Source organism: Streptomyces sp. NPDC005963 (assembly GCF_040638655.1).
Lineage (GTDB): Bacteria > Actinomycetota > Actinomycetes > Streptomycetales > Streptomycetaceae > Streptomyces.
The window spans coordinates 1-13,696 of sequence record NZ_JBEXVD010000043.1; the positions used below are offsets into that span (position 1 = coordinate 1).

Here is a 13,696-nt window from a genome sequence, read left to right on the forward strand (position 1 = left end):
CATCAAACAGCACGATCTCCACTGCAGAAGGACCCGGATGCGCCATATCATCAAGGTACCGACTAACACTGGGGATTTCAGGCGCATCACACTAGTGCTGTGACCGGAAAGGTTTGCCGTGGGGCCCGCGGCGTTCGGTGCGGTGCATCGCAAGGCGGAGGTCCACGGCTCGTACTGGACGTACTCGCGTGGTCCGACAACACGGCGAGGTGCCGTGCCGGGCGTCGCGGGCCGGTGAAGGTTTCCGGTCACAGCACTAGATGCCCTGCCAGTCGGGCTTGGCGGCGAAGGTCGCGCGGAAGTAGTCGGCCAGCTTCAGCTGGGACGCCGCCGCCTCGTCGACCACCACGGTGGCGTGCGGGTGGAGCTGGAGCGCCGAGGCCGGCACCAGCGCGGACAGGGGGCCCTCGACCGCGAGCGCGACGGCGTCGGCCTTGGACTCGCCGGTGGCCAGGAGGACCAGATGGCGGGCCTCCAAGATGGTGCCGATCCCCTGGGTGATCACGTGGTGCGGCACGTCGTCGATGCTGTCGAAGAACCGTGCGTTGTCCTTGCGGGTCTGCTCGGTGAGCGTCTTGATGCGGGTGCGGGAGGCGAGCGAGGAGCAGGGCTCGTTGAAGCCGATGTGCCCGTCGGTGCCGATGCCCAGCAGTTGGAGGTCGACCCCGCCCGCGGTGGCGAGCGCCTGGTCGTACACCCGGCAGGCCGCTGCGACGTCATCGGCAGCGCCGTCGGGCCCCATGAAGGAGGACTCGGTGAGCCCCAGCGGTTCGATGACCTCGCGGAGCACGACCGAGCGGTAGGACTCCGGGTGCCCGTGGGGCAGCCCGACGTACTCGTCGAGCTGGCAGATCCGCGCCAGGGACGCGTCCACCTCGCTGGCGCGCACCTTGGCGGCGAAGGCTTCGTAGATCGGCAGCGGAGTCGAGCCGGTCGCCACACCCAGCAGGGCGTCGGGCTTGCGGCGCAGCAGGTCGGCCATGGCCTCGGCGATCAGCTCGCCGCCGGCGGCGGAATCCGGAACGATGACAACTTCCACGAAGATCCCTGTCTCTGTGTGCGGCTCATGTGCGCAATGGTGTAGACCAATCTACCGGGTGTATGGGGTCGCTGTCGCGTATCGGGACGTGTGGGCATGACCATGCGAGACCAATGGACGCGCCGTACCCCTGCAAGTCGGTGCGATTCGGACGTCCATCGTGCTCTGCCCGAACGGCCGGCCCTCCGCCGACGAGCCGGAACGGCCATTCCGGCGAGCGATTCACCCGGTCGACCGCCTATGGTTTCCGGCCAAGTCGGCGACCCATCTGGTGCGCACGTCCTGCATCGAGGCTGCGCCCGGCGGGATCCTCGCCGGGTGCAGGCACCGACGTCTCAGCCTTGGGCCCCCTCTTCGGTCAGCGCGTCGAAGTGTGCCTTCTGCGCCGGGTAGTACGCATCGAACGACGGCAGGGCTGCGCCCTGCTGCGCCGCGACGAACCTGTCCAAGTAGAACTCCCAGCCCGGTCCGATATCACCGAGACCGATCCGCCCGTCCGCCGGCAGATGATGCAGCAACTCGACCCTCGTCCGGCCCTCGTCCGCTGCGGAGAGACGCAACTCGACCGGCCAGTCGTCCGTGTCGCCGCCGCTCATCGAAACCGCCAGACGGGTGGGTGGCTCACACGCCTCGATCAGCAGCGGCGACCAGGGCGCACCCTCCTCGGACTGCATCTGCACCTCGACCGTGTGCCCCGGGCCCGCCTCACCCCGCCAGGGACCCACCCACAGCGCGGTCCGTTCCGGCTCGGTCAGCGCCGCCCAGACCTCCGCCCGGGAGCCGAGGACCGTGCGGTGGAACACCAAGGCGGTGCCCTTCGCGGTCGGCAGGAGACGGCCGGTCGGCTCGGGAGAGATCACAGTGTCCTCCAGTGGTGGAACACGGCGGCGTCGCCCATCGTCAGCGTCGCCACGCGAAACGGATCGGTCGTCCCACAAGCTAGTACCCGCCACTGACAACGACCCGCGGCTGTGCACACGCCCCCGTTGCAGGGGCGGGCGGACGGGCCGTCAGCCCCCGGGCCCGACCTACGGGAACCGCGCCGTCAGAGCGTGCGCCCACGGACATCGGCCAGTCGGGCGAACACCACGACGTTGTCCTCGTACCCGTACCCCTCGGTGTAGCGCCCGCCGCAGGTGATCAGACGGAGTTCGGCCCCCGGCCCGTCCCGGTAGACCTGCTCGGCCGGAAATCCCCGCCGGGGGTACGTCCGCGTCCCGTACACCTCGAACACGGCGGTCCTGCCGTCCTCCCGCAACACCTCGATCCGGCTGCCCCGCTCCAGCGAGCCGAGGAGGAAGAAGACCGCGGGCCCGGACGCACCGTCGACATGACCGACGATCACGGAGGTGCCCCGCTCGCCCGGAGCGACCGCACCCGCGTACCAACCCGCCCGGTCAGCCGTCGACAGCGGAGGCGCCTCGATCGCCCCGCTCCCGTCGAGACCGACCGCGACGAGCGGAGCGTCCACCCTGATCGCCGGCAGCGCGACCCGCCGCGGTGGGGAGTGGGGGAGCGATCCGGCGACGGACGGCGGTCGGGTGGTCTCCCGCTGCTGCGCCGCGACGGGACGCGGTGGATCCGACTCCGCCGCGCGTTCTCCGGGGAGACCGCTGCGGACCAGGAACACGCCGAACAGCAGGACGCACAGCAGGGTGAACCCCCTACTGCGGAGGGCCATCCGGTGCATGGTCGATCCCCGTCTGGTCAGATCGGATCGCCTGCACGCCGGCGCAGCAGGACGACCCCGCCGCCCACCGCGGCGACGATCAGGAACGATCCGAGGACGACATGGGCCGGCTCCAACCCGCCGAGGCTGCCGCCTGCGCCCGCCCGCACCCCGCCGTCGGGCTTGCCGATGGGCACCGACGGAGTGTGCGGTCCCGTGGTGGGACGGGCGCCCACCTGGCTATGGCTGCCGGTGCTCGAACTCGGCCGGGCGGCCGGCCCGCTGACGGACAGTGTGGTGGTGCCCCGCTCCCCCTCGCAGTCGAAGACCACGTCGTACTCCGCGCCCGGTTCGGCATCCTCCGACACCCTCGCCGTACCCGGCAACCCCTCACTGAGAGTCACGGAATCAAAGACTCCTGAACTTGCCGTGACGATCGGCGAGGTGCAGTCAGTGGCATTGAGGGTCACCGTCCCTCCCGGTGCGATGTCCTCGGGCGTGACGGTGAAACCGAACGAGGTGATGTTGCTGCTCTCCTCGTCCGCGTTCGACCCCGATGCGGCGTGTGCTGCCGGCGCAGCGACGGCCAGAGCGAAGGCACAGGTGAGGGCGGGGGAAGCGATGCGTATCGCACGCATGGTCAGATCTCCAGAAGTAGGAAATGCACCACAGTGAGATCGACGCTAGGAGGACGGCCGGCAGTCCGCCACCGCAGCGCGGCCGTATGGCACCCACGCCCCGCCGGTCCGCCCCCCGCTACTGCTTGCGGTAGCCGTACGCCTCCGAAGCCGCCGCCTCCACCGCGTCGATGTCGCCCCCCGCCGATGCGGTCACCACCGCGGCGACCGCGCCCTCCAGGAAGGGCGCGTCCACCAGCCGTGTCCCCGCCGGCAACTCGTCCCCCTCCGCCAGCAGTGCCTTCACCGTCAGGACCGCGCTGCCCAGGTCGACCAGCACCGCGACCCCCGCACCCCGGTCAACCGAAGCCGCAGCCCCGGCGATCAACTCGGAGCTGGTGCCGAGACCGCCGTCAGCAGCACCGCCCGCCGCGGCGACGGGCACGTCCCCGGCGCCACCGGCCAGCCCCTTGGCCAGCTCCACCACCGCAGCGGCCACGTCCGCACTGTGCGAAACCAGGACGACACCCACCTGCGCCGCGCTCACCGCGCCACCTCCGCACTGTCGGCGAGCGCCGCGACGATCAACGCGGACGAGGCGGCGCCCGGGTCCTCGTGACCGGCACTGCGTTCACCCAGATAGCTGGCCCTGCCCTTGCGGGCCACCATCGGCACGGTCTCCTGAGCCCCCTTCGCCGCCGCGTCCCGGGCGGCAGCGAAAGCACCGGACGTGCCGTCCAGAGCCGCCGCCGCCGGTTCGAGCGCATCCACCATGGTCTTGTCACCCGGCTGCGCCCCGCCCAACTGGGCGACGGCCGCCACCCCCGCCCGCAGGGCCTCGCCCAACTGCTCCGGCGTCACCTCCGCCGCGTCCCCGAGGGCCTTTCCGGTGCGCCGCAGCAACGTCCCGTACAACGGTCCTGACGCGCCGCCCACGGTGGAGATCAACTGCCGTCCGGCCAGTGTCAGCACCGCCCCGGGCGTGGTCGGCGACTCGCGTTCGAGCGCCTCACCGACCGCGGTGAATCCCCGTTGGAGATTGCTCCCGTGATCGGCGTCGCCGATGGCGGAGTCCAAATCCGTGAGGTGGCCGGCCTGCTGGTCGATCAGATCCTTGGACCGGGCGAGCCAACGGAGGAAGAATTCTGCGTCGAGCACCTGCACTCCTGGTGGGTGAGTCGGTGGTGAACGTATCAGCGGCCCCAGCGCAGCCCGGGGGTCTGCACGGGGGCGTCCCACAGCTTCAGCATCTGCTCGTCGACCTGGCAGATCGTCACGGAGCAGCCCGCCATGTCGAGCGAGGTCACATAGTTCCCGACGAGGGTACGGGCGACGGCCACGCCCCGCTCGCCGAGAACCCGCTGCACCTCCGCGTTGAAACCGTAGAGTTCCAGCAGGGGAGTGGCGCCCATGCCGTTCACCAACACCAGGACCGGCCCGTTCGGCGGACGGTCCTCCAACACCGCGTGCACGGCGAAGTCGGCGATCTCGCGCGAGGTCATCATGGGCCGCCGCTCCCGGCCGGGCTCACCGTGGATGCCGATGCCCAGCTCCAGCTCACCGGGCGGGAGGTCGAAGGTGGGCGTGCCCTTCGCCGGAGTGGTGACGGAACTCAGGGCGACTCCGAAGCTGCGCGAGCCGTCGTTCACCCGGCGGGCGATCGCCTCGACCTCTTCCAGCGGTGCGCCAGCCTCGGCCGCCGCGCCCGCGATCTTCTCCACGAACAGCGTCGCACCGGTGCCGCGTCGGCCCGCGGTGAACAGGCTGTCCGTCACCGCGACGTCATCGTTGACCAGCACCTTTGCCACCCGGATGCCCTCGTCCTCGGCCAATTCGGCGGCCATGTCGAAGTTGAGGACGTCGCCGGTGTAGTTCTTCACGATGAACAGCACACCGGCACCGCTGTCCACGGCGGCGGCGGCGCGCACCATCTGGTCGGGCACCGGACTGGTGAAGACCTCGCCCGGACAGGCGGCCGACAACATGCCGGGCCCGACGAACCCGCCGTGCAGGGGTTCGTGCCCCGATCCGCCACCGGAGACCAGCCCGACCTTCCCGGCCACGGGCGCGTCCCGACGCACGACGACACGGTTCTCCACGTCCACCTGGAGTTCGGGGTGGGCCGCGGCCATGCCCCTGAGGGCATCGGCGACGACGGTCTCGGGCACGTTGATGAGCATCCTCATGGGTTCTCCCGGGGATACGGACCGTCGAGCCGCCGAACGGATGCCACCCGGTCCACGGGGTGTACGGGGGCGGCACCCGTTCAGGGCCGGGCGGTCGGGTGTGTGCGACGGGGCTGGTGCTGGCTCGACACTGGGTTTCCTGACGTCCCACCAGGACGCTCCTGGCTCGACGTGGGCGGGCGCGGGGACAGCCTTCAGTATCGGAGAGAGCGCCCCGATCGGGGAACGACGCGTCGGCCGTGTCGGCGCTTGTGATCCGCCCGCCGGGAGTGCCGCCGGTCCTCGCCCCCGCGCCCGGGTCAAGAGCGGTCCGCCCGGTGCGGGGCGAAGCGGACCGGTGCCTGGAAGCGGGCCCTACGGGCGGCCCTCCGGAAGATGGTCAGCACCGCGGGCCCGGCGAGCGAGATGCACACGAAGTTGGTGACGGCGCGTCCGGTGTCCCAGCCCAGGGAGGTGGCGATGTCGAAGGCGACGTACCTTTGCCACTGCTCGGTGAAGGGGAGGCCGGGCAGATAGGCGATCGAACTGCCCGGGTCCAGGGAGAAGGGCCAGAAGGAGAGGTTCAGCAGGAACCCGAAGAGATAGCCGGACAGCGAACCGTAGCAGGCGAGCAACATGACCTCGCGGCGGCCGGTGGCGCGGGGGAGCAGCCCGGCGAGCATCCCGACGAACGCGCAGCCGAACATCTGGTAGGGCATCCAGGGACCGACGCCACCGGTGATCAGCGCCGATGCGAACAGCGAGGTGCAACCCAGGGTGAAGCCGAACCCCGGACCATAGACGCGCCCCGCCAGCACCAGGACGAAGAAGACCGTCTCGATGCCCGCCGTACCGGCACCCAGCGGGCGCAGGGCGGCGTTGACCGCGGAGAGCACCCCGAGCATGGCGAGCGCCTTGGAGTTGATGCCTCCCTCGGCGATCTCCGAGATCACCACGCACAGGACGAGGACCAGCAGCACACCGAAGATCAACGGTGGTGCGTAGTTCGATGCGAACGTGCCGGGGGCGACGAGGAAGGGCCAGAAGAAGGCGACCACCCCGAGGAAGGCCGCCAGGGCGATGACGACCGCGGCACGCGGACCGATGCGGATCGCCGTCGCGGCGGCCGGGAGCGTCATGAGCCCTCCTCGTCGGGGAGCGCCGCGGTGACCTGAGCGACCGTGAGGTACGCGAGCGGCGCCAGGATCTTCGCGACCTGGGGAGCGAACACGGGGGAGGCGACGATGACATCGGTGGTCGGCCCGTCCGCGACGATCTCCCCCTCCGCCATCACGACGACCCGGTCCGCCGCCTGAGCGACGAACTCGACATCGTGGGTGGAGACCACGACTGCGCGCCCCTGGGCGACGAGGTCGTCGACGATGCGGACCAACTGCCTCTTGGCCCGGTAGTCGAGTCCGCGCGTCGGCTCGTCCAACAGGACGACCTGCGGCGCGGCCACGAGTTGGATCGCGAGGACGAGCGCCAGCTTCTGGCCTTCGGAGAGGTCCCTCGGATGGGTGGCGTCGTCGATGCCGGGGGCGAGTCGATCGAGGATCGCGCGTGCGCCGGGGCCGGACCCCTCGGCGAAGGACTCCGCGTCCGCCTGATCGAGCTCCTGTCGGACGCTCTCCAGATACAGCAGATCGGTGGGGGTCTGCGGAACCAGTCCGACCAGCCGTCGGGCCTGTGCCGGGGACAGATCACGAGGATCACCCGATTTCCCGCCCGTCCCGCCCGTCATGCGCGTCGCGTGCGCAGCGCTCACCACGTGTACGGTCCCCTTCGTCCGCGGTCCCGAGCCCTGGAGCGCCCACAGCAGCGACGACTTCCCCGAACCGTTGCGCCCCATCAACGCGGTGACACAGCCGCCGTGGAGTTCGAGGTCCACTTCGCGCACCGCCGGTACTCGCTGGTAGCTCACGGTGATCCGTTCCGCCGTCAGCAGCCGAGGACCTCCGCCCGTGAAACCGGGCCGGGCGGTCGGCGGGGACACCCGGCCCAACCGGGTGCGCAGCGGGGCCGCCCGGCGGCGGGCGTCCCGGATGGACAGGGGAAGCGGCGACCAACCGGCCGTCCTGCCCAACTGGACGATCGGCGGTGCGATGGACGTCGTACGGAACACCTCGGCCGGGGGCCCGGACCGTACCGAACCGTCGCCGGGCAGATGGATGACCCGGTCCGCGTACTGGACGACGCGTTCGAGGCGGTGCTCCGCGACGAGGACGGTCACCCCGAGGTCATGGACGAGCCGGGTGACCGCGGCCAAGACCTCCTCGGCCGCGGACGGGTCGAGCGCGGAGGTGGGCTCGTCCAGGACGAGGACGCGCGGATGGGCGGTGAGCACCGAGCCGATCGCCACCCGCTGCTGCTGGCCGCCAGAAAGTTCGTACAGCGCGCGGTGCCGCAGATCGGCCAGACCGAGGAGGTCCAAGGTCTCTTCGACCCGCTTGCGCATGGTGGCCGCCGGGATCGCCAACTGCTCCATCGCATAGGCGAGTTCCTCCTCCACGGTGTCGGTGACGAAACCGTCCAGCGGATCCTGCCCCACCACGCCCACCACATCGGCCAACTCGCGCGGCGGATGGCCCGCGGTGTCGCGCCCGTCGACGGTGACCCGCCCGTACAGGGTGCCCCCGGTGAAGTGCGGCACCAGTCCATTGACCGCGCCGAGGAGCGTGGACTTGCCGACGCCCGTGTGGCCGACGACCAGACACAGTTCGCCCTCGTCCACGGTGAGGTTCACCTCGCGCAGAACGGGCTCGGCCCTGTCCTCGTACTGGACGCTGACCTGATCGAAGGTGATCACTTGGCTGCCTCGGTGCGCTGGGACGGGACGGACGGCCGGACCGGTGCTCCGGGCGGGGGTGACAGGAAGCCCGCGGCCCCCGCCAGCAGGATCGCCGCGGTCGGTACGAGCGGCAGGGTGGGCCAACTCAGCGGATAGATCGACGGGTTCAGCTCAGCGGCGTGGAAACCGGCATTGCTGAACAGGACGACCGCGGAGAGGACGCCACAGCCGGCGACCGCCCACTCGGCGAAGCGCCAGGGGTCCGGACGGTACGTGGTGCGGGTGACCCGGCGTCCGCCCAGCCGCAGCCCGGCGATGCACAGCAGCGCACCCACGGCCATCGCGGGCAGGCCGAGCACCCGCGGCGCGGTGGCGTCGAGTAGGCCGTACGCTCCCGCGCACAGCCCGCACATACCGGTCAGCATCAGCCCCCCGGTGATGCGCCGGGAGGCCAGGGTGGCGGTGCCGGCCCGGCCGTAGCCGCGCGAATCCATGGCCGCGGCGAGTCTGAGGGAGCGTTCGAGGGCGTCTTCGAGCACGGGGACGACGATGCCGCGCAGGGCGCGCAGCCCCTTGGTGCGCCCCGCGCGCAGCCGCCGGGCCCGGTGGACGCGCTGCACGCTCTGGACCAGTTGGGGAGCGACGCTCAGCGAGACGGTGACGGCGACACCGAGTTCGTACAGCGCCCCGGGCAGTACGCGCAGGGCGCGCTTGGGGTTGGCGAGGGTGTTCGCGGCGCCGATGCAGCAGAGCATGCAGGCGATGCGGAGTCCATCGGTGGCGGCGGACAGCAGTGCCTCCAGCGAGACGGGGCCGCCGATCTCGATGCCGGCGTACCAGTCGGGGGTGGGGATGCGGGGCAGGGAGAAGAGGAAGTGGTCGTGGGGGGTGATGCCGGTGGCGAACACCGCCCGGAAGGTCACCCTGATCGCGACGACGACCAGGGCGAGGTAGAGGTAGTACTTGAAGCCGCGGGCCCAGGGGGCTTCGGTGCGGCGGGCGGTGATGACATAGCCCAGGACGGCGAGGACCAGGAACAGCAGCAGCGGGTTGTTCGTACGGCTCACTGCGGTGGCCAGGGCGAGGGCCCAGATCCACCAGGCCACGGGGTGCAGGGTGCGGGGCAGCCGGCGTCCTGGCGTGTCCGGCTGTGAGGGTCCGGTGGCGCGGGGACGCGTGCCGTGTGCGGCGGAGGTCATGGACCCTGTTCGGTGCGGCGTCGTTTGGCCGCGACCACGGCCGCACCGCCGATCAGGACCACCAGCGCACCACCGGCCACGACGGGGACGAAGGAGCCGGAGTCGTGTTCGGCATCGGCCGCGGGCGCGGCTTCGACGACCCGTGCGATGTCCGACGCCACGATCGCGCCGGCCGAGATCGACGGCGAGGGCGGTGGAACGCTCGCCGAGAGGCTCGGTGTCGGAGCAACGGACGTCGTCGGGGATGGAGGGGAAGCGGGCGGCAGCGCCTTCCGGGTCGGTGCGGGGGCTGCGCGGGTTCGGATGGGTGCGGGACCCGTGTCGGTGCCCGGCGGCAGTGGACGTGCCGTGTGCGTGGGCCGGGACCCGGGCGGCGTACCGCCCGAGGCCGGCTCGGTGTTGCGTGCGCGCAGTTGATCGGGGGTGACCGTCGGACGGCCCTCGGTGCCTTCGATGTCGGTGCCGCCGAAGATCCACAGATCGACACTGCCCGGCTTCGGCTTGTAGAGCATGGCGCCGAGTTGGCTGTACTCCCAGGTGTTCTCGCCCGGATCCGCGTGCCAGTACGACCAGTAGGCGGAGGCGGGCGGGGTGAGGACGCAGGCGTCCTGGTCCGGGGTGGGGAACTGCTTGCCGCCCCGGTGCCCGCTGTACCCGATGCGGCAGATGAACGCCGGCCCGTCGTGTCCCGTACCGGTCGTGCGCCAGCCGCCCTGGTTGAGGAGTTCGTACCCGGTCGTGGGCGTGGTGCCGCACGAACGGTAGATCGGGCCGCCCCATCTGCTGAAGTCGACCGCGAGGACGACTCCGGAGGAGGTGGTGCACCGGCCCATCGGTTGGGGCGCTGCGGCCACGGGCGTCGCACCGAGGGCGGTGAACGCCAGCCCCAACACGGCCGACATGTGCGCAGCACGTGCGAGGAGCCCGGTCATGAGTGCCTCCGGAGTGGAGCCCCGCGGCGGTTGCGGACCACGACGGTGAGCGCGAGCCCGGCGAGGGCGAGCGCGACGGCGACGCTCCCGAGCACGGTGGCCGGCACACCGGTGGAGGCCAGGTCTCCTCCTGCGCCCCCGGTGCCGCCGGCGACCGAGCCGCCGTCGGCGCCGCCGTTCTCCCCGGGGGTGACGATCGGTGGTACGGAGGAGGGGCCCGGGGAGGGCGCGGGCGGCCCGCTGGGCTGTGGACTCGTACCGGTCAGATCGCGGGTCAGCACACCGAAGGAGATGCCCGTGGTACCTCCGACCGCCTGGGTCGAAGCCCGTAGGTCGGAGCCGCGTTGGCCCTCCTTCGCCACGTCGAACCCGCCGTCGGCATTCTGCTGTGACGCCAGGAACTTCCGGGCCTTGGTGATTCGCGCGCCGTACTTCGACGGGTCCAGCGACAGGCCCTGGATCGCCAGCGCCGCCGAGTTCACCGAGTTGCCCGCGGCACCGGGGAAGCCCCCGTCACCGAGCTGCTTGGTGGCGATCCACGCGAGCGCCCTGCTGACGCTCGCGTCCGCCTGGGTGTCCCCGACGAGCGCCAGGGCCATGGCGGCGATGGCGGTGGAGTCGACGTCGGAGTCACCGGTCGCCGGGACCAGGCTGGGGAAGGCCCCGGACGGATGCTGAAGGCCCTTCAGATACCGCACGGGCTCGGCCGCGGCGTCCTTCTCCCCGGCCCGGATCTGCGCGATGACCGCGAGGGAGTGGGCGAACACCGACGGGGCGTAGGTGTAGGCCCCCTGCGCCGGGCAGCTGCGGTCCGGCGCGACGCTCGGAGCACGGCAGACGGCCTGCGCGAGTCCGGCGATCAGGTCCCGGCCGCCGAAGTCGTGCGGGTCACGGCCGACGGCCTGTGCGAGCACGGCGGCCTTGCCGATCGATCCGCCCCCGGCGTACTTCGTACCGACCTTGGTCCAGTCGTGCACGCTGCGGCCTTCGCCGTCCTTGCCGCCGTGGTCGAGGAAGTCGACGATGCCCCGCAGCTTGCCGGTGTCGAGGCCGGTCGCAGCGAGCGCAAAGGCCCCGTCGATGGTGAGGCCGAAGTCCGCACGGGTCGATCCGCCGCCGACGCCGTAGTAACGACCCTGCCGGAGGTTGGTCGCACTGGTGAGGTAGGCGACGCCCTTCTTCAGGTCCGGGCCCTCACCGTTCCCGGGGGCCGGTGTGGTGGGTGGTGTGGCCGGGGGAGTGGTGGGTGGTGCGGTCGGTCGTGGCTTCTTCGTGGTGAGGTCCGCGAGGCTCGTGTCCTTGCCGGCGAGGACGGCGACCGCGGTCGCGTACACGACGGAGTCGGTCGCGCCCTCCTCGAAGCCGAAGCCGCCGTCCGGGAGTTGCTGCCGGGAGAGCCAGGACACCGCGGCGTCGGCGCGCGCCCTGTCGCCTAGCGCTCGCAGGGCCTGGGAGGCGTGAGCGGTGGCGATCACACTGCCCGTGGTGGCGCCCGTGTAGCCGGGGAAGGCGCCATTGGCGAACTGCGCCTTCCGCAGGTGGTCACGGGCCTTGGTCACCGCCGTGCGCTGCCCGCCCGCCTTGTGGAGCGCGAGGGCGGCGAGGCCCGTGGTGGCGGGATCGCCTTCGCAGTTCTCTCCGGGGCCGATCAGGACGCTGCTGACGCTGCCGTTGCGGCACTGGAGACGGGCCAGCCGGGTCACCGTGTCGGCCGGGGGACGGACGCCGCCGCGCAGCAGCGCCAGTACCCCGAGCGCCTGCCCGTCGGTGTACGTTGCGTTGCGGAAGTCGCCTCTGGCGGTGCAACCGGGCGTGTGGGTGCCCGACTCCGGGCCGCTCGCACAGACGTTGTCCACCAGATCGGCGAGCAGATCGTGTCCACCGAAGTCACGCGGGTCGTTCTCCGTGACGGCGGCGACCAGGGCGAGACGGGCGGCGGCCGTTGCGTCCGGCGGCTCGTTCCGGCCGGCCGCATAGGCGTAGGCATCGGTGGCGGAGCGCAAGAATCCGATCGTGCTGTTCAGGGTTGCGCTCTTGCCGTCCGCGGCGGCGAGTGCGTAAGCGGCCTCGGTGGTGAGGAAGTGATTGGGGGTGTCCGAGCCCTCGTCGACCACCCGCTCGCCGTCCGTCAACTTCCCCCTCATCCATGCGGCGGCCTGGGTGATCTTCACCTCGCCCGGTGGCACGTTGGGCACTTCGGGATCGGTACCGGGCGTGCCGCCTCCCGCCCGCACCTCATCGGGGGTGAACGTCGGCCGCCCCGTGGTCCCGCCGACGTCGGTGCCACCGAAGACCCAGGCATCCACGTGCCCCGGCCCCGGCCTGCGGTCCATCGCCCCGTACTGGCTGTACGACCAGTCGTCGTCGCCCGGTGCGGCAACCCAGTAGGACCAGTACGCGGACGCCTGCGGCGTCAGGACGCAGTCCTCCACGTCCGGAGTCGGGTACTGCGTACCGGAGTTGAACGATCCGTGCCCGATGCGGCAGATGAAGGCATTGCCGTCGTGTTCGGTGCCGGCCGTGGTGAAACCCGCCTCGTGCAGCAGTTCGTACCCGGTGGTGGGCGTGGTGTCACACCCCCGTTCCACACCGCCGCCGAAGGGGCCGAAGTCCACGGCGACCACGGCACCGACCGTCGCCGTGCACCGCGTCATCGGGTCGGCCGCGACCGGAACGGCGTTGACGAAGGCGATACCGGTGCCGCCGAGAAGCACCGCCGAGAGCAGCGCCGCCAGCGCCGCCCGCCCACTCCGTCCGACTGTCCCCACCACGGCTCCTCAAGGTCAGCCGTGCGACGGTCGTGGTTGAGGGGCCGCTCCCCGTGTCATCGCAGCCGGGAAGGGCCGGTCGACCACGCCGTAGTCCGCGACGGCGCTTCTCGCTCAAAAACTGTCGCTCCAGGCATTCCGACTCGCCCGGCTCCAGCCGGGCCTACGGTTGCGGGTCAGCGCCGGACTTCGACCGGCTTTCCCTGAAGTTCAGTGCGTATCAGCCGGATTGGAACATGCAGCCGAAGACAGCGTCAAGGTGGCCTGAATCGCAACCCGGTGATTCCCGGCCCGCCGCCGTGGCCGATCTGGTGGACTCGCGGTGCGTCGGGTAGCGTCCAGGGCTGCCACATGGGGGAATCCGGTGTCGAATCCGGAGCTGACGCGCAGCGGTGTGGGACGGCAAGGACCGTTCCGAGCCCGAATGCCCATGCGGCGAAGTGCCACCCGAAGCCGTACCACGCGATGGGACGACGGCCCGAACTCGCCCTGACCGCAAGGTCGTTCCGCGGTCCA

12 protein-coding genes and 2 riboswitches are annotated in these 13,696 nt (G+C 71.2%); all 12 genes read right to left on the reverse strand.

Annotated features, from left to right (window positions below):
* Positions 1-256: 256 nt before the first annotated feature.
* A complete protein-coding gene (gene nagB, locus ABZ348_RS33280) occupies positions 257-1,039 on the reverse strand; it encodes a glucosamine-6-phosphate deaminase (RefSeq protein ID WP_358939511.1) in 783 nt (260 codons plus the stop codon).
* Between the two features lie 335 nt (positions 1,040-1,374).
* Entirely contained in the window at positions 1,375-1,899 is a 525-nt protein-coding gene (locus tag ABZ348_RS33285) for an SRPBCC domain-containing protein (protein ID WP_358939513.1), read from the reverse strand.
* 185 nt (positions 1,900-2,084) lie between these two features.
* Positions 2,085-2,720 (reverse strand): class F sortase, encoded by a 636-nt coding sequence (locus ABZ348_RS33290; RefSeq protein ID WP_358939515.1) that lies wholly within the window; start codon positions 2,718-2,720, stop codon positions 2,085-2,087.
* Between the two features lie 26 nt (positions 2,721-2,746).
* Positions 2,747-3,346, reverse strand: coding sequence for a hypothetical protein (locus ABZ348_RS33295; RefSeq protein ID WP_358939517.1), 600 nt, complete (start codon positions 3,344-3,346; stop codon positions 2,747-2,749).
* Positions 3,347-3,464: 118 nt separating this feature from the next.
* Positions 3,465-3,872, reverse strand: a complete 408-nt coding sequence (locus ABZ348_RS33300; protein ID WP_358939519.1) for a PTS fructose transporter subunit IIA — start codon at positions 3,870-3,872, stop codon at positions 3,465-3,467.
* Positions 3,869-4,483: a dihydroxyacetone kinase subunit DhaL gene (gene dhaL / locus ABZ348_RS33305; RefSeq protein ID WP_358939520.1), complete on the reverse strand. Its 615-nt coding sequence runs from the start codon at positions 4,481-4,483 to the stop codon at positions 3,869-3,871. The genes ABZ348_RS33300 and dhaL overlap by 4 nt, the downstream gene beginning before the upstream one ends.
* A gap of 35 nt (positions 4,484-4,518) precedes the next feature.
* Entirely contained in the window at positions 4,519-5,511 is a 993-nt protein-coding gene (dhaK, locus tag ABZ348_RS33310; RefSeq protein WP_358939522.1) for a dihydroxyacetone kinase subunit DhaK, read from the reverse strand.
* Positions 5,512-5,810: 299 nt separating this feature from the next.
* On the reverse strand, positions 5,811-6,629 hold the full coding sequence (locus ABZ348_RS33315) for an ECF transporter S component (protein ID WP_358939524.1): 819 nt from the start codon (positions 6,627-6,629) through the stop codon (positions 5,811-5,813).
* A complete protein-coding gene (locus ABZ348_RS33320) occupies positions 6,626-8,299 on the reverse strand; it encodes an ATP-binding cassette domain-containing protein (RefSeq protein WP_358939526.1) in 1,674 nt (557 codons plus the stop codon). Before ABZ348_RS33320 ends, ABZ348_RS33315 begins: the two co-directional genes overlap by 4 nt.
* Positions 8,296-9,480 carry an energy-coupling factor transporter transmembrane component T gene (locus ABZ348_RS33325; RefSeq protein ID WP_358939528.1) on the reverse strand — a complete coding sequence of 395 codons (1,185 nt, stop codon included), beginning with the start codon at positions 9,478-9,480 and terminating at the stop codon, positions 8,296-8,298. Before ABZ348_RS33325 ends, ABZ348_RS33320 begins: the two co-directional genes overlap by 4 nt.
* Complete coding sequence (locus tag ABZ348_RS33330) at positions 9,477-10,382, reverse strand: hypothetical protein (protein ID WP_358939558.1); 906 nt, start codon at positions 10,380-10,382, stop codon at positions 9,477-9,479. The genes ABZ348_RS33325 and ABZ348_RS33330 overlap by 4 nt, the downstream gene beginning before the upstream one ends.
* Before the next feature lie 26 nt (positions 10,383-10,408).
* Positions 10,409-13,066, reverse strand: a complete 2,658-nt coding sequence (locus ABZ348_RS33335; RefSeq protein WP_358939560.1) for a prenyltransferase/squalene oxidase repeat-containing protein — start codon at positions 13,064-13,066, stop codon at positions 10,409-10,411.
* A 245-nt stretch (positions 13,067-13,311) separates the two neighbouring features.
* Positions 13,312-13,385, reverse strand: a riboswitch (cobalamin riboswitch).
* 149 nt (positions 13,386-13,534) lie between these two features.
* Positions 13,535-13,610: riboswitch (cobalamin riboswitch) on the forward strand.
* Positions 13,611-13,696: the final 86 nt, after the last annotated feature.